The organism is Devosia sp. LjRoot16 (genome assembly GCF_964252795.1).
GTDB lineage: Bacteria > Pseudomonadota > Alphaproteobacteria > Rhizobiales > Devosiaceae > Devosia_A.
In genome coordinates this window covers 196,497-218,902 of sequence record NZ_CAXUPH020000002.1, presented here as the reverse complement: position 1 = coordinate 218,902, position 22,406 = coordinate 196,497, and the positions used below count along the sequence as shown (strand labels likewise).

Genomic DNA, 22,406 nt, shown 5'->3' with positions numbered 1-22,406 from the left:
GCTTGCGACCGCTTAGGCCGTCCGCTCTACTTGCCGGCTGAGGAGGCCGGGATGGAACTGCAGTTCAGGGCGACGGTGATCTATTGGCGCGGGCCCGCGCCGTTCTTTTATGCCCGCATCCCCACGGAAATCGGCGCCGAGATCGGCAAGGTGAAGAAGGCTGCGAGCTATGGCTGGGGCGTCATCCCGGTGGAGGCGACCATTAACGGCATCACTTTCACCACCTCGCTGTTCCCCAAGGACGACACCTACTTGCTGCCGCTGAAGCAGGTGGTGCGCAACAGACTGGGCGTCACCGCCGACGACGAGGTCGATGTCGAAATGACCATCGGCGGCGGCTACGTGCCGCTGCAGTTTAGGGATTAGAGCTCGCTACGAGGCTGCACTGGCATCGTGGTTGGCTTCGATCCTTGCCCCGACCACCGGCTGTCATCCCAGCGAAAGCTGGGACCCAGCTCTCCTCTGGCGCGGGCTGTGAAATGGGTCCCAGCTTTTCGCTGGGATGACATCGTGGGTGGTTCGGCCCCGGTGAAAAGCGATCGATCAGGACGCCTCGCCACCAGCCTCACGCCGCCACCGGCAGCGCGAGCGCCCGGATCTCCTTCGCAACCCGCGCCTGCAGCGCCCACAGGTTCCGGTCGCGGATGCCGTGCGCCTCGAGCTGCGTCACCGTGTTGTAGAGGTACTGCGCTCCAGATCCCCAGTGCCCGGCGGCGCGCGCCAGGGTGCGCGCCACCACGCGCTGCGGCAGCCGGCCGGCATAGTTGGCGCCCTCCGGCGAAGCAACGAAGGCCAGCGCATGGAGTGGCCCGTTGGGTGTCGCGAGCCGCATCCAGCGCGGCACATTGGTCGGCCGCCGGCTATCGGTCTCGCGGACCAGCAGGCGCACCAGCTGGCCATGCGGATCGGCATCGGGCAGCCGGTATGCGAGCCCGGCGCAGGAGCCGCCGCGATCGAGCGCCATCATCAGCCCCGGCACCTCGCGGGTGCCGCGCCAGCGGGTGAGCCGCATGCAGAAGCGGCGATGCCAGCCATGCGCCACGGCCTGGCGGGCTTCGAGATGCTCGAGCTCGGGCTTCCAGATCAGCGAGCCATAGGCAAAGAGCCACAACGGGCCATCCGGACGGCTGGTCAGCAGCGCGGCGGCCGTGGCCTCGAGGTCGGCTTCGGTAGGGTCGGGCTGGCCGGGCATCGGGCCCGGATCGGGCTCGGTGCGCTCGACCCGCGCAACCAGTTCAGCAGTCAGCTCCATGGCGGAGCGGCGTAAGGACATCGTCCAACTCCAAGCAGTCGCCCCCCGCTGGAGCGCTCTCAGGAAAAGTTGCAGACTTTTCCGGTTCGAGAGCGCGACGAAAAAACATTGAACGGGATATGCCGAGAGCGGCGCGGGGGATCAAGTGTACCGGTGGTACGGAACCGCCCTCGGGCGGGCGACCCGGTTTCGACACCGGCCGCAACTTGGATGCCGGCGGGGAAACGCTTACCTAAGCGCGACTGCCGGCCCACGTCGCAATGAGCGGAGAGCATAGAATGTACGCCCTGGCCATCGTTCGCTATCGACTTCCATTGGCGGAAATTGCCGAGACCCACCGGGAGGCACACCGCGAGTACCTGCGCGAGTTGAACAGGCAGGGTGTGCTGATCGCATCTGGTCCGTTCCGACCACATGTGGGCGGCGCCTTCCTGCTGCGCGTCCCCGACTCTGACCCCAACGGTGCGCTTGATCGCGTCCGGGAGGGCGATCCGTTCACCCGGCACAAGCTGGCGCAGTACGAACTGCTGCCTTGGGACGTGAAGACCGGCGTCGAGGACCTGGACCGCATCTGAAGCTCGGGAGGGGGCGAGTGCCCGAAATCTCAGCCGGAATCCTGCTGCATCGGCATGGCCCGAACGGGCGCGAGCTGCTGCTGGTGCATCCCGGCGGCCCGTTCTGGGCCCGAAAGGATGAAGCGGCCTGGTCGATCCCGAAGGGGCTGATCGACCCCAACGAGGCACTGGAAGCGGCGGCGCGTCGGGAGTTTGCCGAGGAGGTTGGAACAGTGCCGGAGGGCGCGCTGGCGCCGCTCGGCGAGTTCAAGCTGTCGAGCGGCAAGCAACTGGTGGTGTTTGCGCTGGAGGGAGATTTCGACCCTAAGACCCTCATCTCGAACAGTTTCGAGATGGAATGGCCGCCGCGCTCGGGGCAGCGACAGAGCTTTCCTGAAGTGGACCGGGCAGGGTGGTTCAGCCTCGACGCGGCGCGGACCAAACTGCACCTCGGCCAGCGCGTGCTGGTCGATGTGTTGCTGGCACATACCGGGCCGTAGACTTCTGGCGCAAGTGATGGCAGGGAGGCCAAAAGGAGAAGGCCCATGCGCATCGCGGTGACCGGCACGCACGGCAGTGGCAAGACCACACTCGTCGAGGATTTCGTTGCAGCGACGCCGGGTTACGAGGCGGTGCCGGGGCCTTACTGGCTGCTGGTGCAGCAGGGCGTGGTGTTCGCCGACGGGCCATCGGTCGCCGATCTCGAGGAGCAGCTGAAGCAGAGCTGCGCGCTGCTGCTTGCGACCAGCGAAGCGAACGTGATCTTCGACCGCTGCCCGCTCGATTTCCTCGGTTATCTCGAGGTGCTGAGCGCTGCCGAAGGCTTTGAGTGGAGCCCCGACGGTAAGCTGCTGAAACGCATCGAGGATGCGCTGGCGACGCTCGATCTCGTCGTCTTCGTGCCGCTGAAGAGTCCGGACGAGATCGCGGTAGCGATCGAATACCCCAAGCTCAGGAAACGGGTGGATGCGCGGCTCAAAACCATGCTGCGCGAGGACGATCTCGGGCTGCTCGGCGATGGGACGCGCGTTGTCGAGGTGACCGGGACGCGCGAGCAACGGGTGCAGCAGCTGACCGGGGAGCTGGCTGGCTGAGCCGTTGCTCCTAGTCGTAAGCCTTCTCGTATTTCTCCAGCGCGCGAATGGCCTTGGCGTTGCCGCCGGCGGCACGGTCGCGGATATAGGTCAGGGCCGCCTTGAGGGTGAAGGCGTCGCCGGATTCCCGGGCCAGCACCAGGGCCTTGAAGTAATCGACCTTGAGGCAGCTGACGCCCATGATCATGCCGTGCATGTAGAGGTGCGATGCATCGGTCTGGCCGACCGCCGAGGCATCCTGGCGCGCCACGATCTCGGCACAGATCGCCTTGATTTCGTCCTTGCTCGAGGCGGTGCTCACCTTGGTGTAAAGCGAGCTCTTGGGCAGCAGTTGCGCGCCGCCCTTGGCGACGACCTCGGTGGCGATGCCCACGCTCGTCGCGAAGAGCAGGGCAGCGAGAACTACGGACAGGCGTGAATTACGTCGCATGGTGGATGCTCCGGTGTTCGGGGTTACTTCAGGCGCTTGCTCAGCGCTTCGATGCTGGTGCGGCGCTTCGGCAGCGAGAATGGCGGCTTGGCACGCTTTGCAAGCCCGAACACATCGCCTGCGGCGCGCTCCACCACGACGCTTTCGAAGATTTTCAGCGGCTGGCATTCCCAGCCCGCGCCGCTATGGCCGGTGACCGGGTTGTAGCTGTTGGGCGTGTAGCCGAAGCAGATATTGCCGCGCTCGGTCTTCCAGCGGCCGGGCAGCACCACCTTGTTGCCGGGGTACCAGAGCCAGGTGCCGCCTTGCTTGTCGTAATATTCGACCTGCGTGCCGTGGCCGGGGCTGTAGGTCATGATGGTCTGGTTGGCGAGCTTCGGCGCCGCGAGCGCCACGCCAATTCCGGCGAGGACGATGAGGGTAGCAAGGATCAATCGCATGGCGGGCTTCCTCATTGACCGCAGAAATCGTCTTCGACGCGGCAGGCGCCGGCGCCGAGCGCGTCGCACGCCTTGAGCGCGGCGGCATGGGCCCGCGGCTTGCTCCCCGCCTTGCCGACACCCCATTTGCTGCCGGTGGTCGCAATGGCGAGGCACCCACCGGCGCCAGAGGCGACGACCTTGCAGTTCTGGTATTGCTTGCGGCAGGCCTCGAGCGTGATGTCGCTGGCCCACGAGATCGAGCGGAAGCGCTGCACAAACGGCTTGCCGCCCGGCGCCGCCTGCGCCACGGCCCAATCGGCCATGGCCGGAACCGGCGCCAGCAGCGACAGGCTGCAGGCAACCGCCAGTATCAAATGCTTCACATTATCCCCCAAAGCGTAATTATGATTTACATGCGAAGTATCGCTATTGGGTAAGACTTCGCGCCGCCAGTGCAGCCTGCGGATAGGGTAAATTCCGGCGGGAAATATCGATCAGGCAGTGGCGGGGGGTGTCATCCCGTCCAGACCCAGATCTTGATCTGCAGCGCTCAGGCGCCGACCCACCCCTATCCACGGTGTCACCCCGGCGAAGGCCGGGGCCCATCCTGAGATGCCCTTAGTGAGCCGATGCGCATGCCTCGCCTCCCAGGAGCTCCCGCACCCTAATCCTCGCTGCGTCCGCCGCCCTCGCGGTTGCGCGTGTAGCTGTGCTTCAGCGGGAAGGGCGGCAGCCAGGCTTCGCGCCGGATGGTCCAGAGCTCATAGCTCGGCCGCGCCTGGTTCGGCGCATCGAACGCCCCGACATGCACTTCGACCTCGTCATCGCTCACCGAAAACACCGACGACCCGCAGCGCGGACAGAAATGCCGCCCGGCATACTCATGCGTCGTGCCTTCGATGCTTACCGCCTCAGTCGGGAAGATCGCAAACACTCCAAACAGCGACCCGGAGTGCTTGCGGCAATCGAGGCAGTGACAGATCCCGGTGCGATACGGGTCGCCCGAGGTGGTGAGGCGGATGTCGCCGCAAAGGCAGGAGGCAGTTGGCACGGCAGGGCTCCGGTAGCTGGCAGCGCTCGACGTCGCGACGCCCTATGGTTAGAGCCAAACGCCCCTCGCGGCGAGCCCGGCCAGCATCCGGCGGTCTAACGCGCCGGCGACATTGATCGCGTCGATGACGTCGGCCGGGTCGGGCTAGTGCAACGCGGGCGGAGAACGCCGAAGCTCCTCGAACCGTCCTCCGCCCGCTCTCAGTCGCGCGGGCGTCAACGGGAGGCGATCGACATAGCGTCGCGAATCTTGCCCTTCGGCGCCCATTTGATCCAGACCCTCTCGCCGGCCTTCAGCTTGGAGAAGTCGCACCTGGGTCCGAACTGATAGACGTTCCTGCTGGTAAGGGTGACGAGGCAAGCCTTGGCGTCGATCAGCTTGATGGTGCCGCGGGCGGTCCTGAAATGCATCGGGGCCGCGACCACTGGCGCGTGTGCGGCGGGGGCGACGGGTGCGACCATGGTGCCGCCGCCACCATAGCCGGCAGCCATTGCGCCGGACGAGGCGCCGAGGGCAGCAACGAGCAGAAGCGGGAGGACAAGTTTGCGCATGACAACTCCAATCGGGTTACGGCCCGGCCGACCAATCGTCGACCTTTCACGGCCGAAAGGATCGTAGGTTCGCGCGCTTACACTGCCCTGTCCGCCGCCTTACATCCGCGCAAGGTTGGCGACGCGGCCCCGCCATTTGGCCGACGCGGCGATCACAGCGCGGCACGCAGTACGCGGTCCTGGCGTTAGAGCCGGATCCCCTTCTCGGCGAGCCCGGCCAGCATCCGGCCGTTGAAGGCCCGGGCAATCTCGGGCTGACGCACCGGGCTGGTGCGGAGCGAGCCGCTCACCACCACCGATCCGGCATTGATCTCGTCGATCCCCAGGTCATGCATGTCGCTGGTAATCGCTTTGGCGAATTTCGGGTCGGCCCTGAGTTCGGTGGCCGCCGTCCGCATCTCGTCGATCACCGCCAGCGGATCGGTGCCGCTGGGCACGGTGAAGCGCGGGCGGAGCACGCCAAAGTTCCGCGAACTGTTCTTCAGCGCCTTGACCGTCGAGAACGGAATGGAGTGCAACGCCCCATCGCTGTCGCGCAGCCGCATGCTGCGCAGCGACAGGCTCTCGACCACTCCGGTGCGATCGCCGGTGCTGATGGTGTCGCCGACCGCAATGGTGTCCTCGGCGAGGATGAAGAAGCCGGTGATGACATCCTGCACCAGCTGCTGCGAGCCAAAGCTCAAAGCGAGGCCGAACACCCCGGCGCCGGCGATCAGCGGCGTCACGTCGACCCCGATATTGGCCAGCACCGCAATGCCGCCCAGCACCACCAGGAGGATCAGCACGCCATTGCGCATCAGCGGCAACAGCGTCTGCAGCCGGCTCGAGCGCTGCGCTCCCGGGCGGGTGCCCTTGTCGGGCGCGAGGGTCGTGGCGATCCAGGCATCGAGCGTCACCCAGATCAGCCAGGCCACCGCAACAACGGTCGCGGCGGCCAACAGCGGCCCGACGATGACCCGGCCATCCGTGGTCAGCCAGCCCCAGATGTTGAAGCCCCAGACGCCGGCAATGGTCATGGCCATGGCGAAAAGCGTCAGCGCGTCGGCGGCGACCCGCAACAGTTTCAGGATCTTGCCGGCCACGATCTGGCGCAGGGTATGCCTTTGATAGCGATAGCGCGGCGGCGTCGACGTGGTGAGCCGGTGCAGCCCGGCGATGGTCACCATGCCGACCAGCACCACGGCGAACGACCACAGCATCTGGCTCAGCACATCATTGTCGCGCTGCCCGGCCAGCAGGCTGAAAATGCTGAGGATCAGAAAGCCATAGGCGATGAGGTGCCAGTGTCGCGCGAGGCGCCGGGTGGCGTTGCGGATCGGATTGTCCGAAACCGGGGCGCGAGCCGCGGCGCCGAAGATCAGCCGGCCAAGCGCCATCCGGTGGCGCGATACGAACCCCAGCATGGTGAGCGCCGCGATGCAGTTGAGGATCAGCCCGGCAAAATCGGCCGCCGACCAGCCGAGCACCTGCCGCAGCGACGGGTCGGCGCTGAGCGCCGCAAACGTCGCAAAACTCGCGACCGCCAGCCACCACGGGTAAAACCGGCGCTGCCCATAGCGGATCAGCCGCACGCTGCGCACGCTGCCAAAGCCCGACAGCGCCGACGTCGCAAGATCCGCCGTCAGCATGGCAAGGAGGATGCCGACCGCGAGGCTGGTGAAACTGGTGCTCGCCACCTTCGGCACAGGCAAGAAGCTGACCAGCACGGCGACCACGAACAGCGCCGCCGCCGCCAGCACCACCTTCAGCATCAACCCCATCGCCAGCTTCCGTTTCCGAACCGGCTTGGTGGGCTGCACCAGGCCACGGCCAACCCGACGCATGCCAATTCCGATGCCGGCAACGATGGCGAGGCCGGGCAGGGCCCAGGCGAGGAACTGCAGTAACTGCCCACTGCTGACCCCACTCTGCACCCGGCTCCCGATCTGTGTCCCCGCCTGCGCCAGCTTCCGATCGATCGGCACGCCAAAGGTCGCGGTCGGCAGCGAGGTGACGAGTTCGTCGGACCAGCGGTAAAGCGCCCCAACCAGCCCGCTGCCACCACCGCTATCGGCCTCCTCAGCGCCGGCTGCCGCCGGTGCGGCCTCGTTCGGCGTCGAGCGCAGATGCTCGAGCAACTGCTCCCGCAGCACCGGGTCCTCCAGCACGACGATGAGCCGATCGACGGCCTCGGACGATGCGGCGGGGGTAGGGGTGCTCTGCTGGGCATGGGCACTGCCGATCGACAGCATGACAAAGAGAACGGCAATCAGCTGCTTCACGGGTGGGTCTCGCTTGGTCCGGATCCGGGCGGCAGATCCTTGGAATCGAAAGGCAATGTGCTTTGCGATTAGACAAATAAGTTGGCGGCATCGTGCCGCTCACGCGACCCGATGAGATCGCGGTGGCCATCCAGTATCCAAAACTGCATGCCCGGTGCCGGTTACGGGAGGGTGTGCCCGGCGGCGCGGAACAGGCGGTACCATTCCTCGCGCGTGAGAGTGATGTCCGAGCCGGCGGCGCTCTCGCGGACCCGCCCGGGCTTGGTGGTGCCGAGGACGACCTGCAGGTTGGCCGGGTGCCGGGTGATCCAGGCGATGGCGATGCCCATCGGGGTGACGGCGTATTTCTTGGCCAGCTCATCCATCACGTCGTTGAGCTCGGCATAGTGCTCGCGATCGCCGATGAACACGCCCTCGAAGAAGCCTTTCTGCACCGGCGACCAGGCCTGCAGCGTCATGCCCTTCAGGCGCGAATAGTCGAGGAGCCCGATATCGCGGGAGACCGACTGCTCGAGCCCACCCATGTTGGCGGCGACGCCTTGGGCGAAGAGGTTGGCGTGGGCGATCGAGAGCTGCACCTGGTTGAACAGCAGCGGCTGCTTCACCGCAGATTTCAGCAGCTCGATCTGGCCCGGGGTGTGGTTCGACACACCGAAATGGCGGACCTTGCCGCTGGCGTGGAGCGTGTCGAAGGCTTTCGCCACATCGTCGGGTTCGACCAGCGTATCGGGCCGGTGCAACAGCAGCACGTCGAGATAGTCGGTACGCAGCGCCTTCAGCGAGCCATCGACCGATTGCAGGATGTGCTCGGAGGAAAAGTCGAAATAGCCGCGGCGGATGCCGACCTTGCTCTGGATCTGGATCTTCGCCCGGTCGGACGCCGAGAGTTTCAGGGCGTCGCCGAACCGCGCCTCGCAGACATGCGGCGCTCCGCCATAGATATCGGCGTGGTCCATCATGGTGACGCCGATCTCGACCGCCGCGTCGTAGAGCGCGCGAACCTCGGCATCGCTCATCTTGGCGATGCGCATCAGGCCCAGCACAACGCTCGACACGGTGACATCGGTATGGGGGACGGTGAAGGTCTTCATGGCGGGGCCCGTGCTGGCGGATGGATGGAGACGCTGTGTATCACAAGCCGAGGGTGGCGTCGGCAGTTCGAAGCTCGTTGTGGGGCGGGCCGAAAGGGACGTGCCGATGCATCCGGCGACCATGGGCCCCGGAGCATGAGAGAGAGCGAAGCTACGTGCCGGCGAGGCGTTTGCCCCGCGCGGTAGTCCGCTCATCTCCAGCAATGACCTGTCATGGCGCGAAGCAGAACGGCCCGTGCGCATCGAGTCTCCATCACAGGCGAACTTGAAAAGCCCAGGTGAATCAATGGTAGTGTGCCCCGACTTTTATTTGAGGAATTTGCGATCCATGGCGTCTAGGGGGAACGGATGCTTAAGGAATTTCTGGCGATGGGGCCCGCCGACGATCTTAGGCGCATTTTCGATGATGAAATCGACACGGCGTCGATCGCTGCCAGTCGTGGGCAAAGTATCTATCGCAGTCTCCAAAAGCTAAGTCAGCTGATAGGCGGTGAGTACGGGGATCGCGTCCTCTATGAGCTCATCCAAAATGCACACGACGCTCAAACCGCCGCCAATCCAGGGCGCATTCTCGTCCGGCTTAGCATCAGGGACCCATCAAACGGTACACTGATCGTGGCCAATGGCGGGTCAGGGTTCACCCTCGAAAATGTGCAAGCCATCCGAAACATAGCCACAAGCACGAAAGAAATCGGCGAGGGCATCGGCAATAAGGGCGTCGGCTTCCGCAGCGTCGAGGCTCTGACCGAGGACGTCAGAATATACTCTCGCGTTGGCGATGTAGGGAGCGGCGATTTTGACGGGTACTGTTTTCGGTTCGCGACAAGGGAAGAGGTCGAGGCACGCGCACAGGAACTCGGTCATTCGAACGAGGACGCTGCGATCGTGGCGGCGTCGTTGCCAAGATACCTCGGCGCTGTCCCGATGGACCTCGTCCCCACGACTATCCAGGAGCTTGCGAAGGCTGGCTACGCAACGGCGGTGGAACTTCCTCTGGCCTCATCCGAGGCGGTATCGCTAGCTCGCGACCAATTCGACGAGCTGATCGGCTCTGAAGCGCCCATTCTGCTCTTCCTAGACCGGATCGGGTCGCTGACGTTCGAGCTCAACCTGCCTGATGCCGAACCTACTCAGACTGTCCTTCAACGTTCGAGGGCCGGCCACGAAGAGGTACCGGGCCTGAAGGGGTGTTGGCTTGAAACCGTCACGCTCAATCCCGGTGCACGCACCTGGCAGCTGATATGCCGTATCGTCCAGCCAGCCAGGATCCTTGACGCGGTGACGAGGAGCATCCCGCAGGACAAACTCCTCAGACAGTGGCTCGACTGGAAAGGCGAGGCAGTTGTCAGTCTCGCGGTACCTCTGGGTGACGTATCGCTATCGCAGGGCCGGCTGTACACCTTCTTGCCAATGGCCGCGGAGTCGGTTGCGCCGTTGCGTGCGCACCTCGATGCGCCGTTCTATACCTCGATCGATCGACGGCGCGCTAAGCTAGACTTACCACTCAACGCAGAACTCCTTGATGCCGCCGCGGAGGCCGCTGCAGCTGCGGTGCTGCATCTGACGAGCAGTCGTCCTGACGCGGACGAGCGTATTTGTGTCGACCTCGCGGCGTGGCAGCGTGCCGAGCTTCCGCGTCTCTCTAAGGCGTTTTCCGCGATGCGTGTGGCTTGGCAGGATGCGCCTATCTGGCCGACGATCGATGGGAGGCATGCAACAGCACGCAACCTTCGATCATGGCCGGCTGGCGCTTTCAAGGTGCTCGCTCCGATGCAAGCGACCCTTGCGGCGGGGGCGACGCTGCTTTCAACGCGCTTGGGGCGCGAGCGCGTGGAGAGCATAGCGGCGTTGGCCGAAGGCGCAGGTCTGTCTCTGAAGGCCTCATCCGCCGATTTGGCGCTGTGGGCGGAAAAGATCGCTGCGTCCTTGCCAACGCGCATCGCGGCGAGGAGGCAGTGGACCGATTTCTACGCTGACATCGCAGTTGCTTTCCCAAATCAGGAAGCGCTCAAGGCATGTCGCGGAAAACGCTTGCTGCTTGGGGAGGACGAGAAGGTCCATCCAGCGTCCGCGACCTTTTACGTGCGCCAGGATGCGGCTAGCCGCAGCAAGGACGGACAAGCCGCGCCACTTCCTCCGCACGAGATAGCACGAAAGGTCGCGTTGCTGGCTGAGGGAGTTCGGTTGGCACCTGAGGCGTTTGCAGCATTTGAGCGGGCTGAGCTTTGTAAGAGATACAACGCGGTAGAGGTGCTTCGACGCTTGCCAACTTTCTTTGGCGACAAGCCCGCACCGGGCCGCCGAGCATCCGCACTCGCATGGGCATTCGCAGTCTGGCAGCACGAGACGGCGACCGCCAAGTCTGCACTGAAACAGGCGCAGTTGCACGTGCCTTGCCGATCTGGATGGGTGAGAGCCACCGAGGCTTCCTTTTCCGAGGGCTGGGGTGCGACGGGCGCTACTCTTGCCCTATATCTCACCGAAGCCGCCAATGCGGGAGACCTCGACGCGACAGAGGCTCTCGGTCACCTGATCGAGCCTTGGAACCATTGGGTCGGCGCGCATCGGGCTGGTCGTGCCGACTGGATGCGTTTCTTGACCGACGCCGGTGTGACCGACGGCTTCGTACCCTTTGAGGGGGACTGTCCGACGGGGCCGCGGCAGGGACAAGTGTGGGCCGATGTTCTAGCGGGCTTAGCCCGAGCGTCTGAGGCACGATGGAAGGAGGAAGTTGGAAGGCTAAAGACCGACCATCCCTGGACCGACTATACGCGGGAGGGTGGGCTATGGCGCCTTCCGGGCCAGGCAGTTGTGTCAAAGCTGACCGACGAGTCCCGAAGGGGGTTTGCCCGCTTAGTCATCCGGCACCTGAACGAGAATGGCTCCAAGTTTCTGACCTTTCGCCTCGGGAGGTTTGATCGCCCTCAGCGCGACCACGCTGTAGTTGCGGTCGCAACACCACTTCGAACACTCCTTGCGACGGAAGCGTGGGTACCGGTGGCTTCAAGGAGCGAAGAGAGTTTCGTCAGCGCGGATCGGGCCTGGTTGATGACCGATAGACGCAATGATCCGCGCTTCGTAAGCAGGATCATTGACGAGCTTTCTGAGCAACTGACAACTGATGGTCAGGCGTACAAGACCATTTCGGTATCGCCATTCGGGGTGAAGCTGTGGAAAGAGCCTTCAACCGCACAGGCGCGCCTGGTCACGCTTTCGCAGGTCAGCAGTCAGCTCGAGGTCCACGATCGCGCGCCGTTTCGACGGCAGTACGACGCGGCGTTTAGAGACCTGCTCGAGATCAAGGCCAAAGTGCCGGTCGACGCTCCCCTTGTCCTTGAGAACACAACCGGATTTTCAACGATCAAGGGCACACCCGGGAAGCCCACGGTCTTTGTCAGGACCGGCCGCGATCGCGCTCTCTCCAAATTGCTTATCGATACCGGCGATCCGGTGCTGCTGACTGGTGAAGATGCTCCGGGCGAAGCAATCGTCGCCTTGATCAACGAAAGCGGTCAATTTCATGCGGCTCCAGTCGAGAGCAGTGATGTCCAACTTTTCGTCAATGGCGATCCGTTCGGACCCGCACCAGAAGATCCCCTTTTGGTCGACCTGGCTCCTTGGCTTTTGGATGCGATGGTTGTCGCGCACGAGCTAGGGGCACGAGAACTGGAGCGTGTAATACTGAGTTCCACTCTCGAGTCTCAGCTCTCCCGCGTCCGCGTCCGCTCGTGCCAGGAAATCCAACTTCAGTCTGCCACCGGCGGAAAGCGGTCCCTCGATCGACATCTTGCCAGAGACGAGGCGAGTCCGACGCTGCTCCTGGTTGGCGACCTCGACGCCGGTCAACTTCGTGACTGTGCCAGTCTGCTTGGCCCTTTCATTCATGCAAACTTGCGCACATTCCAGCCGATGCTGCTCAGGCTGTCCGTGCGACTGCCGGCCGACATACCAGCGGAGGAGATGCTATCACCATCGGTAGAAGACCTCGCCTTCGCCGTCGAATGCGACGCGCACCTGGTGGAAGAGATGCTCCAGTACCGCCTTACGGATCGCACCGGTCAGGCGCGGCTTATTCTGCCCGTCGCCGCCTACATGCTGGGATCGACCAAGGCGTTGGACCTGCGCGATCAGCTCTTGGAAGCCCACTATGATCGCTGGCCCGATCTGCTTCTCGCACTCGGCGACAGTGAGTTTGTCCCGAGGCTCTTGGCCCTCACGTCCGCAAAAGCGGACCTCGCCGGCCTACGTCGCGAATTGGGCCTCGACTATGCCAGGTTCAATGCAGCGCTGATCAGCGTCGGCCTGACGTCGCTTGCCAACGTCCCGGAACTTCATCGACTATTCGAGCTTTGGAAAGGGGAACTCCGCGACGAACTCCTGGATCGTCTTCGTCGGTATTTTCAGCCGGTGTGGCGGGAGGCAGGGGAGCTCGCCAAGTACCGGGAACTCAGGGACCTGAGCTTCCTCGGTTTCAATGATGAGTGGGCGGAGACAAGGGAGTCGATTGATCGCAAGCTTGTCGCGGATGAGGCCGATCGACGGCTGAGCCAGTTGGTTGGTGCAGACCGCGCGGCGGAGATGCCGAGCTTGGACCCGTTGCGTGCCGCGAACCGAAAAACCGTCTCCAAGTTCGCCGAAGAGGCAATCAAAATCGTGAAGGCGGCCGCCAAGCTGCTGCCGGCAAGTTGGCAGGCGGGTCCAAACGAAGTAGCGGCCGCCACCGATCGCAGCGGCGCACTCGACTTTGTGCGGATCTCACCCGAGGAGGTGATACCGCTGCTGGAGTTGGCGGGGGAGTGGCCAGCTGGAATGCTGCCGACTCTTGATCTTGCGACCCTTGGGCTGACCGATGACGACTTGGATAGGGAAGCCAAGGTCGCTGCTGCGGCAGCCGCTGAGCAAAGGCGGCAACGCGACAGCATCGAGTTCGGCGGCATCAGCTTCGACACGGCCGGCGAGGAATTTGAAGAGCACTTTGCAGCGGTCGCGATCGATCAGTACGCGGCGAGCGATTGGCGAGCGCGAAGCAGCATAAGGACGGTGGCCCTTAAGGACATGCAGCAACCGACCGGGCCGGGCGGCGGCGGCGGTCCAGGCAGCAACAGGAGAAGGCCACGCCCCCCCGAGAGCATTCGATTAGCTATCGGCCTCGCAGGCGAGCTGCTCGCCTACCACTACCTCAAAGCGAAACATCGAGACTTATTTCACGACGGGTGCTGGCGATCCGAGAACCGCCGCAGCCTATTCCCTGAAGACGGCGACTCGCTTCTTGGATACGACTTCGCCGTGAACACCAGCGAGACCGAATGGCTCTACGAAGTTAAGGCAACACCGGGAGATGCATGCGAGTTCGAACTCACGGAAAACGAATATCGTACGGCCGCGGCCTCTGCAGCAGATAAGGGGCGACGCTACCGGATACTCATGGTGCAGCAGGCATTCGATCTCAAGCTGTGCAGAATCCTGGAGCTTCCGAACCCGGCTGGATCTCAGCGCGGGAAGTTCAAGATCATTGGCCGCAGTTCGACCCGCATGGAGTTTGAGCCAGACTGACTGGATGCGATTCGATCGCGTGTCAGGCTTGCCGAGGATCACGATGGCGAGGACCGACGGCGACGGCGCCGAGCGAGTGCAGCGACCGACGTTTGATCCCGCTCCCTGCATCTGGTGCAGAAAAACGATCCACGAACCATCGCTCGAGCATATTCGCCGGCGGCGCAGGTTTCCCCACTCGGTGGCATCCATGATGAAGCGGGGCGGCAAGATGTCAGTTGCGAGGCTCTTGAGGGCCAAGGCACCGTCGCATACGTCTTCAAGCGAGATGAAGGCCAAGAGCCGCTATTTCAGAGTTCACGTCCTCTGAGACAACGCAGGCCCGCCGCGGATTTTCTGCTCTGCGGGACCAAATATTTGCGACGCTTGGGCGTCCGCTTGTGGCGCACAGCAGCGGCTGGGTAGACAAGAGCAACAGCTGGGATCGGTACTTTCCCGGTCGGAACCTGCGCCAGGAAGCTCTGGTGTACCTCGCAAAGCAAAGGCCCCGGAATCCGGGGCCTTTCTGTCTGTCAGATGACTGAGGCACACTGTTGCTTGTCATTGAGCAACATGTGGATGGTATATGCCTATGCTTTGTGGGCGATCACACAACTGTACGACACCATATGATCTTTCCTGATGCCTGTTGAATCATATGGGTAATTTCGTGCTGTTCGCGTTCGGCTTTTCCTGATCGAGCGTTCGGAATTTCCCGGTCAAGGCGGGCGGTTCTGCTGCCCTGCTGCTGCCAACGAAAAGCCCCCGCCGATGGCAGGGGCTGAGGGTGTTCGCGTGTGGTGGTCTATGCGCGAGGCACGTCGTCAGGGCGGAGGGAAGATCCTGTCGACCTCTGCCCGAAGATAAAACGTGCAACGAAGTTTATCCGAAGGAAAGCAAGGCTTCAGGCCGTGAGCTTGGAGCACAGGGTTGATCGTGGCCATTCGTCCTCCACGACGGCGCCACACCTCGGAGATCGGGATGTAGGTTCGCTGGAAAGCGATGACGTCATCCTCGCACAGCGCCGTCTTGAGCTTTCCGCTTTCAGCACTCCGCGCGTTGTGGGCCTCGATCCACTCGAACTCGACAAGACGGTTCACCACGCTCTCGCTGACCTCCAGATGGGCTGCCGCCTCTTCCATCGTCATGACCTCACGACCGAAAAGGGGGTGGATGCGCCGCAGGGCGTCCAGATCGACACGGAGTGAGGCGATCGACTTCAGTCCGGAAACCGATCCGGTGGGAACCGTTCCGCGCGCAATGTGCTCCAACACCTCGGAACGCGACCAGGACGTCGCCAAGTAGGCCTGATAGACGGTCACCCAGTTCGGCGCCTCGCCGTCCATCTCGGTCGCATTGGCGAGCAACATGCGCTCCAAGTCTTCGATATCTCCCCGTCGAAACATGGACTGCGACGCATTGGATCCTCCGCTCACCGGCTCGAGGATGCCGGCCGCCTCGAACGCTACGAAGTCATGGGCATGCGCTCCGGTTTGCTCGATGACCTCGGCGCGCGACATCGTTCCTTCCGGTGAGGTCAGCACCGCGTGAAGTTCGTCGACGCCGATGGCGAAGCGGGTCTTGTCGAAGGCCAAATTCAGGCGGGTATGGATGCCGGCCCTTTCCACCCGCTTCTTGATGGTCCTGTAGGGAAGCCCGTATTGGCGCTCGGCACTGACCAGCGTGTGCCAATGACGACGAGCGGGCAGAAAGCCGAAAACGGGCGGGTCGTCTGGCCCATAGGGCAGCAGCTCGCTCAGACGATCCACAATGACCTGCTTCAGTGACCCGAAGTTCGAGCGGTGCGTCTCAGAGTTGAGGAAGTAGTGGAAGCGTCCGAAGATCGTGTTCGACATCCCCGTGGTTCCGTCATGTACAGCGCGTTCGTGCGCCATCGTGACGAAGTCGCGAATGCCGGTATCTCCCCTCACGCACCACTTGAAACCTGCCTGGGCGCAGGCCAGCGCGCCGTCGTCATCAAAGTCTTTGATCTGGGCTCCCCTCCCATGCAAGTCGAACACGCCCAGTCGTTCGCAGACGGTCGTGACCTGGGAGATGTCCATCCGGTCGAGGAAAGGCACCGTCCGCCTCTTCAGGACGCCAAGACGGCCCAGAAGATAAGCTTCGAACTCGGTCGGCTTTCGCTCGACTGAAAGGGCGCGAAGGTCGTCGAAGTCCTCCAGTGCCTCGCCGATGGCGATGGAGTAGTCCTTCTCGTGCTCGCCGAATGTCGTCTTGTCCGCTACCTGAACAAGGGAGAGGTTGTGGATCGCGCAGGTGCGGATGGCATCAACGAGCGTGAAGACCCTACAGGCTACAGCGGCGTCCGCCAGCACCTGCGGCGAAGTCGCCATGTCGTCCTCGACGCATCCGGGACAAACACGAAGCCGGAGGTGCCTGAGCCGAAAGGTGGTGAGGACCTCGCCGTTGATGCTGAAGGTGCTCGCGGCAATACGCTTTGGGGTCCATTTGAGCAGGTGCTCGAAATCGGCACCGGCGAATTGGCTGTACCGGGCAATCTCCCGCGGGTCGCCAGCCACGATTCGCTCGAAGCGCAAGTAGTGGTCCCAGCAGAACTGCCGCGCGTTTCCTGCGCCGTTCATTGCTGCCAGCCGAGAAGCGTGGCTCGTTGCCGGCTCGAAGGGGAGGAGGGGCAGGGTCTCGGCCAGTGGTTGGATACTCGTCTCCATCATTTCGTCCCCCAAACCTTGGTCGCCATCTCGCCCGCCATGGCCGCAAGGAGGGTCTTCGGATCAATGCGGTGCCAGTCGCTGGCGACGAAGGGATTGGCCGCCCGGTAACAGCCGGCCTTCCGTGCATAGAAGGCGGCGAAGTCCTCGACATTGACCGTCTTACGCCGTTCCCGCGCAGCCAGGAGGATCGCTTCGTGGCAAATGTCGAATGCCAGACCCCGGGCGCGGTTCGCCGCCAGGATGAGGCGGTCGAAAAAATCCTCGCACCCTGCCACGTCCACCGCCATTCCCACCTTCTCGGCAGCGACACCGAGCGCGTCCTCGAGGTCTTGCCGATCCTGCTCATTTCCGATGGTCATCTGCGTGATCGGGATGAAATCGGTGACCTCTCTGAAGAAGCCGAACTGCTCACCTTCAAGTGCCCGAACCAAGTCGGGGGTGCCGCTGAGGACCAGGACGCACGGCCATTTGCTGAAGTCGATCAGTGCCCGGAGCTGGCCGAAGATCTTCACCTGCTCCTCGAGCCGCCGGTGCTGAGCCACCCGGTCGGGCGTGAGCATGCGCTGGGCTTCATCGATGTGAATGATGGTCGGGTGTTTAATGCCGATCCGGGTGTGGAGCCGCTCGATCGTGCGGGACGGCCCCAGAGCACGAGCGGGGAGGAGCTTCATCTCGTCGAGCATGGTGCGGCCGAGGCCCTCGATGGTGAAGTGCTCGGGCGCGTTCACCAGCAGCGGGCGCAAGGGCAGGGTACTGGCATCGGGCAAAGTGAGTTCTTTCATCCGCGCAATTGCTTCCCGTACGGCGCGAGACTTGCCAGCGCGGAAGTTCCCGGCGACGACCAGAGCGCGGACCGGAGCACGGTTCTCTCCCCTCCATGGCTTCTTCGGATCCTTGACGTCGAGCAGCGCCTGATGGCGACGCAAAACGGCCTCCTCGACCCTCTCGACGTCGTCGGTCAGGAAGGGCTTGGCCACCAGTTCGTTGCGAAGAGCCCTCAGCTCGTCGTCCGGGAGGTATTTGCTGTCTTCCATTCTAGTCCTCGCGATACTTCAGGCTCCGCCTGCGCGGCGGGGTGTCGGCAAGTGGGGTCATTTCCGCCTCCTTGGGCGACGGAGATGTTTCGGGCTGGGGGAGTTTCGGTTCGGCCGGTCGATCGAAGCGGCGCCCAATCGTGCCCTCGCCGAAGGAAGGCGCTGGCTTTCCCGCTTCGGGGCGGGCACGGTTGACCATGTTGATCTGGTTGCGGTCTTCGAACTGCTGGAACCGCTGTTCGCTCCAGAACACATCCTGGAGGCCCATGGCCTTCTCGGCCGCGCGATTGGCGCGCTCGATCTCGATCAGGGCCGGTGCCACATAACGCTCGAAATCGATCTCGGCTTCCGGGCCAAATCGCATGCGCAGATCCGCCAACAGGTCGACCCAATCCTCGAGGCACACGCCTTGGAACTCGAAATCTCGCGCGGGCACCGGGAGCCAGTCGCCGTCCAGTAGAACCGAGATGGCGCCGAGGTCGTCCTCGTCGACGCGGATCAGCACTTCCTCGAGACCGTAGTGGGTGCGGTACTTCACCAGCCAGTCGCTGTCGTAGTGGATGTGCATGAAGCGCACGCCCCGGGGGCCTAGCTTCCGCCTCGCTTCAAAGCCGAACCACACCCGGATCTCGTCGGGAGTGGGCGGCGGCTTGGTCTCCATTGTGGAGGCCTTGGCTTCGAACTCACGATGGGGACTGCGGCGCAGACCGCCGTCCCGCGGCAGGTTGTGATAGACGTCGACGACGTATCGAACCAGGAGCTGGAGAAATTCCTCCAGCTGCAGCACGGCTCGTTTCTCGGCTTCGTATTTGCCTTTCGCGACCACGTTCTCGAACGCGCGCGCCACCATCTTCGCGATGAAGCCCTTGTGGAGCGTCGAGAAGATGGACTCGATGAGCCCACGCAGATGGGGCAGGCCGCTCGCGGCATAGACGTGGCTCGAGGTGGCTGGAATGACCGCAGAGAGAAACCGGTCGCCAATGAACCCCGGTCCAGCATCGGTGCTGCATTCCTCGATACCGGTGAACATGTTCCACCGTTGCTCGCAACCAGCCCAGTTCGAGTACTTGGTCTTGTCCATCAAGGACATCTTGAGGGCGGCCGTGGTGAGCTCGGCGGATTCGGCCAGGCCGAACTTCATGCCGGTGATGTAACCCGTCGACTTCTCCCCCACAGCGGCAACGTGGATGCGCTTGGCCTTCTCGACCAGTTCATCAACGATGTTGGTTGGAACTTCCGAGATCACGCCAGCCCTCTTCAGCAGGACGAACACGGGAATGTTCCAACAGTCGATCTCGCAGCGCTCGCCGACGCGATGGTAGGTCGGCCCTTCGCCGAAAGGACCGAGCGCAACATTGACGGCTCGTGCCCCCTTGCGTGCACCGATCTTTCGGCCCTCGGGAATGTCCTCCTTTACCCGGTTCAACGTGCCCCATGATGGCGTCGAAAGCGCCAGTTCCTTGGTGCACGTGCTGTTCCGCAGAACAATCCGTGCCGCTACGAGCTTACGAAGTCCCTCGACGGTCGGGTTGGCCTCGCCGGCGTACTTCGCAACCTCTTCCCGCACGATATCGAGCACGCGCTCGTCGACGCGCTTCCCGCCCGAACGGCAGTTTTCCGTGCGCTTCCGCAGCGACAAGGGGTTCTTGTGCCGGTGCAGGAACTTCGGCAGCAAACCGCGGATGCTGCGCGGCGTCAGCACCGGCTCCGCGACCGTTTTCTCCGAGCCGACATTGGCTTTGCGCGGTTTCTTCCGGCCTACGGCAGAATGGTCGTAGCCCGAGTCCTTCTCCCAGATCTCGAGATCCTTCTTGATGTCGGTAAGAAGACCCGAAAAGAATGTGGCCAGTGCTACGTCGCCGGTACTGGCGAGGGAGCCGTTGCGCAGCGCCTCCACAACGCGGACGAGCCACCAGTTCTTGATGAAGATATCTCGCCTTGCCTTGAGGCTCATGGCTTGAAGGCTCGGGTCCTCTCCCTTGGGGCGCGTCACGACGATCGAGCGATCTGCCTCGCCTCGATGGAGTTCATCGTGCGACAGGAAGCGCTTCTTCTTCGGAGTCCCGGTCGATTCGATATCCCAACCTAAGCTCGTCGGGCGGAGCACTTTATAACTGGCGCCCTCCATCTGAACGAGTGCGTAGGGGCCAAGGGGATCGGCCCACAACGGGTTGGTCTTGGTCATGTCAGTGCTCGGCGGTCGACGTGGCGACGACCACGGTCTCGGGCCCGATCAGGCCGGGTTCCACCTGACGCAGCTGCCTGGAATACAGAAGCCGCGCGACAGAACGGGCCCCGAACGGCGCAAAGGGCCGGCAGAGCTCTTCGATGGAAACCGGACCGAACAGAGACCTTGCCCGCTCAAGAATGCTGGCGTCGCGCGTACAGGGCTTGTCCAGTCGGGCCGAGCGGATCAGTCGTGCATTGGAGACCAGCCACTCGGGCAAATCCTCCCGCGTGATGAGCAGAACCGCATCCGCGAAGTCGTCGGGGATCTGGCGGGCCAGTTCGGCCGCGAAGGAATCCAACTGAGCCCTCCTGACCTTGTCCGCGGACTTCACCATGACGGCCGACCGCATGCCGTCCTCCAGCGTCACCAGGAAGTCGAAGGTGTGCTCGTGGATGACCCCGTCGCGATCCGCCCACTCGATGGGAGGCGCCTGGCAGGCGATATCGACCACCTTCGGATCCGCGGTCAGCACCAGATAGGCGTCGTGCTCGATGCCGGATTCGAGCTCCTTGGCCAGGAAATCGTTCGGATCGACCACAATGCTGGAATTGTGCCCGCGCGTGCCCATCGATACGCGACGCGAACCATTCTTCCTGGCAGGCAGCCGGACCGGCATCGGCGTGAGATCGATGGCAGGGGGCTGCCACGGGGCATGAGGCCGAAGCGACCTCTGGAGGCGATCAAGCATGATCGGTGCTCCAGATTCGGCGCGCGATGGTGGGGCTTGAATGGATGTCCCGGATGGCCGCCCGGCAGTCGGCGAAGCCCTGCTCCAAAGCGCTGAGCTCGCTGTATTCGATGGTCGTTTTGTTCCTGGGCATGCGATTTTCTTTCGTTGGCGCGAGCAGATCCACGCGCCGGCAGCTGGGGCTGCGCGCAGATCGCTCTTGGTGGATGACTGTTGAGGTTAGGCCGAGCAGCGGACCCGAAGCTCGGGCCTGATGCGGCCGTGCTCGATGGGAACGAGGAAGCCGTCATCGATAAGGTTGACTGCCGCGGTGAACCCGCGAGCGTCAGGGCGGCACCTGCGGAGCAGGTGGCCGAGATGGAACACTCCTGGGGTCAGGCTGGCCACCTTGCGCATCGCGGTCACGTCCGGCTCGTTGCGGAGCTTGCGGCTACGGAGGATGAGGCCGGTATTGTGGTCGGCGTATTCGGGCAACTTTTCCTTGTTCTCGACCGGGGGTGCGGTCGGAGAATGATCGGAGCGCGGAGCCGCGGCGTCCTTCTGGTCCAGCCAGCCGTTCACATCGAACGGGCGGGCTTCCAGGCGCGGACGAACGGCCAGGGCAGTGGGAAGGCGAAGGCGGGCACTGTGGGTACGCATGAACATTGTCCTCGATGTGCGGGAGTCAGATTGCGGGGTCTTCACTGAGCTTCTGGCCGACGAAGCGGATCTTCCGATCCCCGTCAATTTCGACCACGACCCAATCAAAGACGGCCGCTGCCCGGATGAGGCGATCGCCGAGATCGTCGAGCGCCATCTCGTTGATGCCGACCCCGGTGCACTGGCGCTCCAGATAGAAGTGCCGGCCGAGATCGTAGGCATCGATGAGCGAGAACATCTCCTCCTCGCTAAGGGGCCAGGCGCGGACAGCGGCGCGCATGAACTTCCTGCAGTCCTGGCCGATGCGATCCAAGGCCTCCTGCGAGAAATCATCGACGCCGATGCCTTCCCAAAGCTCGGGATGGTCGCCGTTGCTCTCATTGTCGATGAGCGCATCGGCGTAGCCCTGCTCGAACGGGGAAAGGCCGCGGTAGTTGAGGGGGTGGGTTTCAGGCATGGCTTTCTCCTCGCCATGCCGCTCAGGATCCGTCGCTTGACCAGCGCCTGGTCAATCCGTACCCTGAGCAAACATGACGTTCACTCGTTGTGTCCCGACCGCCCTTGCACTTTCCACGGAGCTGGGCGTTCGGATCGATCAGCGCCCGGTCACCACGACCGGGCGCTTCGTTTTTGTGCCGCCCCGGTTGGGTGGCGACGATCCTCAAAATGCCGATCTTTCGCCCGCCGTCGAGGAGGGGTATGTCGATTTTTCAGACCGGTCGGATGGCATCGGTCCGAAAATGACGGCTTTTGCGATTTCGTGCACCGAGGGCGATTTTGGACGACTTCGAGATGTCGACCGCCAGAAAAGCCCGGACGTCCCGGAGACTCCGGAGTTAACCATTATGAGCGGTTCCTATTGCTTTCATGAGCAAAATCAATAG

The 22,406-nt window shown here is 63.3% G+C and carries 20 protein-coding genes; 6 read left to right on the top strand and 14 right to left on the bottom strand.

Translation table 11 applies throughout. The features are described from left to right. Positions 1–51 precede the first annotated feature (51 nt). Positions 52–366 (top strand): DUF1905 domain-containing protein, encoded by a 315-nt coding sequence (locus tag ACSQ23_RS11455; protein ID WP_436090708.1) that lies wholly within the window; start codon positions 52–54, stop codon positions 364–366. Between the two features lie 199 nt (positions 367–565). Here the strand turns inward: ACSQ23_RS11455 and ACSQ23_RS11450 are convergent, their stop codons facing one another. Further along, a complete protein-coding gene (locus ACSQ23_RS11450) occupies positions 566–1,273 on the bottom strand; it encodes a gamma-glutamylcyclotransferase (RefSeq protein WP_436090707.1) in 708 nt (235 codons plus the stop codon). A gap of 257 nt (positions 1,274–1,530) precedes the next feature. Here ACSQ23_RS11450 and ACSQ23_RS11445 point away from each other — a divergent pair, with 257 nt between their 5' ends. The 3 genes from ACSQ23_RS11445 to ACSQ23_RS11435 are packed head-to-tail and all read left to right on the top strand — an operon-like array spanning position 1,531 to position 2,900. Continuing rightward, positions 1,531–1,827: a YciI family protein gene (locus ACSQ23_RS11445; RefSeq protein WP_055878054.1), complete on the top strand. Its 297-nt coding sequence runs from the start codon at positions 1,531–1,533 to the stop codon at positions 1,825–1,827. A 17-nt stretch (positions 1,828–1,844) separates the two neighbouring features. Further along, positions 1,845–2,306, top strand: coding sequence for an NUDIX domain-containing protein (locus ACSQ23_RS11440; RefSeq protein WP_436090706.1), 462 nt, complete (start codon positions 1,845–1,847; stop codon positions 2,304–2,306). A gap of 45 nt (positions 2,307–2,351) precedes the next feature. Beyond that, on the top strand, positions 2,352–2,900 hold the full coding sequence (locus ACSQ23_RS11435) for an AAA family ATPase (RefSeq protein WP_436090705.1): 549 nt from the start codon (positions 2,352–2,354) through the stop codon (positions 2,898–2,900). A 10-nt stretch (positions 2,901–2,910) separates the two neighbouring features. On the opposite strand, the gene ACSQ23_RS11430 is transcribed toward ACSQ23_RS11435, so the two are convergent. The 7 genes from ACSQ23_RS11430 to ACSQ23_RS11400 all read right to left on the bottom strand — a co-directional run bounded on the left by ACSQ23_RS11430 (position 2,911) and on the right by ACSQ23_RS11400 (position 8,706). Beyond that, the gene (locus ACSQ23_RS11430) at positions 2,911–3,330 is read right to left on the bottom strand and encodes a hypothetical protein (protein ID WP_436090704.1); all 420 of its coding nucleotides are present in this window, start codon (positions 3,328–3,330) and stop codon (positions 2,911–2,913) included. A 23-nt stretch (positions 3,331–3,353) separates the two neighbouring features. Next, positions 3,354–3,770 carry a hypothetical protein gene (locus ACSQ23_RS11425; protein ID WP_436090703.1) on the bottom strand — a complete coding sequence of 139 codons (417 nt, stop codon included), beginning with the start codon at positions 3,768–3,770 and terminating at the stop codon, positions 3,354–3,356. An 11-nt stretch (positions 3,771–3,781) separates the two neighbouring features. Next, positions 3,782–4,135 (bottom strand): DUF4189 domain-containing protein, encoded by a 354-nt coding sequence (locus tag ACSQ23_RS11420; RefSeq protein WP_436090702.1) that lies wholly within the window; start codon positions 4,133–4,135, stop codon positions 3,782–3,784. Positions 4,136–4,416: 281 nt separating this feature from the next. After that, positions 4,417–4,803: a GFA family protein gene (locus ACSQ23_RS11415; RefSeq protein ID WP_436090701.1), complete on the bottom strand. Its 387-nt coding sequence runs from the start codon at positions 4,801–4,803 to the stop codon at positions 4,417–4,419. Positions 4,804–5,018: 215 nt separating this feature from the next. Beyond that, positions 5,019–5,354, bottom strand: coding sequence for a hypothetical protein (locus ACSQ23_RS11410; protein ID WP_436090700.1), 336 nt, complete (start codon positions 5,352–5,354; stop codon positions 5,019–5,021). 185 nt (positions 5,355–5,539) lie between these two features. Beyond that, a complete protein-coding gene (locus ACSQ23_RS11405; RefSeq protein WP_436090699.1) occupies positions 5,540–7,615 on the bottom strand; it encodes a mechanosensitive ion channel family protein in 2,076 nt (691 codons plus the stop codon). A 161-nt stretch (positions 7,616–7,776) separates the two neighbouring features. Beyond that, positions 7,777–8,706 (bottom strand): aldo/keto reductase, encoded by a 930-nt coding sequence (locus ACSQ23_RS11400; RefSeq protein WP_436090698.1) that lies wholly within the window; start codon positions 8,704–8,706, stop codon positions 7,777–7,779. A gap of 348 nt (positions 8,707–9,054) precedes the next feature. Here ACSQ23_RS11400 and ACSQ23_RS11395 point away from each other — a divergent pair, with 348 nt between their 5' ends. Next, a complete protein-coding gene (locus tag ACSQ23_RS11395) occupies positions 9,055–14,259 on the top strand; it encodes a sacsin N-terminal ATP-binding-like domain-containing protein (RefSeq protein ID WP_436090697.1) in 5,205 nt (1,734 codons plus the stop codon). An 803-nt stretch (positions 14,260–15,062) separates the two neighbouring features. Here the strand turns inward: ACSQ23_RS11395 and ACSQ23_RS11390 are convergent. The 6 genes from ACSQ23_RS11390 to ACSQ23_RS11365 form a co-directional block, all read right to left on the bottom strand. Beyond that, on the bottom strand, positions 15,063–16,928 hold the full coding sequence (locus ACSQ23_RS11390) for a TniQ family protein (RefSeq protein WP_436090696.1): 1,866 nt from the start codon (positions 16,926–16,928) through the stop codon (positions 15,063–15,065). Next, positions 16,928–17,965 carry an AAA family ATPase gene (locus ACSQ23_RS11385; RefSeq protein WP_436090695.1) on the bottom strand — a complete coding sequence of 346 codons (1,038 nt, stop codon included), beginning with the start codon at positions 17,963–17,965 and terminating at the stop codon, positions 16,928–16,930. The genes ACSQ23_RS11390 and ACSQ23_RS11385 overlap by 1 nt, the downstream gene beginning before the upstream one ends. Position 17,966: 1 nt before the next feature. Further along, positions 17,967–20,150, bottom strand: coding sequence for a Mu transposase C-terminal domain-containing protein (locus ACSQ23_RS11380; RefSeq protein WP_436090694.1), 2,184 nt, complete (start codon positions 20,148–20,150; stop codon positions 17,967–17,969). A 1-nt stretch (position 20,151) separates the two neighbouring features. After that, positions 20,152–20,883, bottom strand: coding sequence for a TnsA endonuclease N-terminal domain-containing protein (locus ACSQ23_RS11375; protein WP_436090693.1), 732 nt, complete (start codon positions 20,881–20,883; stop codon positions 20,152–20,154). Positions 20,884–21,102: 219 nt separating this feature from the next. Then, a complete protein-coding gene (locus ACSQ23_RS11370; protein WP_436090692.1) occupies positions 21,103–21,522 on the bottom strand; it encodes a hypothetical protein in 420 nt (139 codons plus the stop codon). Between the two features lie 25 nt (positions 21,523–21,547). Then, positions 21,548–21,979 carry a hypothetical protein gene (locus tag ACSQ23_RS11365; RefSeq protein ID WP_436090691.1) on the bottom strand — a complete coding sequence of 144 codons (432 nt, stop codon included), beginning with the start codon at positions 21,977–21,979 and terminating at the stop codon, positions 21,548–21,550. 73 nt (positions 21,980–22,052) lie between these two features. On the opposite strand from ACSQ23_RS11365, the gene ACSQ23_RS11360 reads away from it, so the two are divergent. Beyond that, positions 22,053–22,406 carry a hypothetical protein gene (locus tag ACSQ23_RS11360; RefSeq protein WP_436090690.1) on the top strand — a complete coding sequence of 118 codons (354 nt, stop codon included), beginning with the start codon at positions 22,053–22,055 and terminating at the stop codon, positions 22,404–22,406.

Excerpts from the sequence above, each read along its gene's own strand:
- ACSQ23_RS11430 (WP_436090704.1), bottom strand. The coding sequence starts at position 3,330 with ATGCGACGTAATTCACGCCTGTCCGTAGTTCTCGCTGCCCTGCTCTTC.
- ACSQ23_RS11435 (WP_436090705.1), top strand. The coding sequence starts at position 2,352 with ATGCGCATCGCGGTGACCGGCACGCACGGCAGTGGCAAGACCACACTC.
- ACSQ23_RS11365 (WP_436090691.1), bottom strand. The coding sequence starts at position 21,979 with ATGCCTGAAACCCACCCCCTCAACTACCGCGGCCTTTCCCCGTTCGAG.
- ACSQ23_RS11425 (WP_436090703.1), bottom strand. The coding sequence starts at position 3,770 with ATGCGATTGATCCTTGCTACCCTCATCGTCCTCGCCGGAATTGGCGTG.
- ACSQ23_RS11410 (WP_436090700.1), bottom strand. The coding sequence starts at position 5,354 with ATGCGCAAACTTGTCCTCCCGCTTCTGCTCGTTGCTGCCCTCGGCGCC.
- ACSQ23_RS11455 (WP_436090708.1), top strand. The coding sequence starts at position 52 with ATGGAACTGCAGTTCAGGGCGACGGTGATCTATTGGCGCGGGCCCGCG.
- ACSQ23_RS11360 (WP_436090690.1), top strand. The coding sequence starts at position 22,053 with ATGACGTTCACTCGTTGTGTCCCGACCGCCCTTGCACTTTCCACGGAG.
- ACSQ23_RS11395 (WP_436090697.1), top strand. The coding sequence starts at position 9,055 with ATGCTTAAGGAATTTCTGGCGATGGGGCCCGCCGACGATCTTAGGCGC.
- ACSQ23_RS11400 (WP_436090698.1), bottom strand. The coding sequence starts at position 8,706 with ATGAAGACCTTCACCGTCCCCCATACCGATGTCACCGTGTCGAGCGTT.
- ACSQ23_RS11445 (WP_055878054.1), top strand. The coding sequence starts at position 1,531 with ATGTACGCCCTGGCCATCGTTCGCTATCGACTTCCATTGGCGGAAATT.
- ACSQ23_RS11385 (WP_436090695.1), bottom strand. The coding sequence starts at position 17,965 with ATGGAAGACAGCAAATACCTCCCGGACGACGAGCTGAGGGCTCTTCGC.
- ACSQ23_RS11380 (WP_436090694.1), bottom strand. The coding sequence starts at position 20,150 with ATGACCAAGACCAACCCGTTGTGGGCCGATCCCCTTGGCCCCTACGCA.
- ACSQ23_RS11450 (WP_436090707.1), bottom strand. The coding sequence starts at position 1,273 with ATGTCCTTACGCCGCTCCGCCATGGAGCTGACTGCTGAACTGGTTGCG.
- ACSQ23_RS11370 (WP_436090692.1), bottom strand. The coding sequence starts at position 21,522 with ATGCGTACCCACAGTGCCCGCCTTCGCCTTCCCACTGCCCTGGCCGTT.
- ACSQ23_RS11375 (WP_436090693.1), bottom strand. The coding sequence starts at position 20,883 with ATGCTTGATCGCCTCCAGAGGTCGCTTCGGCCTCATGCCCCGTGGCAG.
- ACSQ23_RS11390 (WP_436090696.1), bottom strand. The coding sequence starts at position 16,928 with ATGGAGACGAGTATCCAACCACTGGCCGAGACCCTGCCCCTCCTCCCC.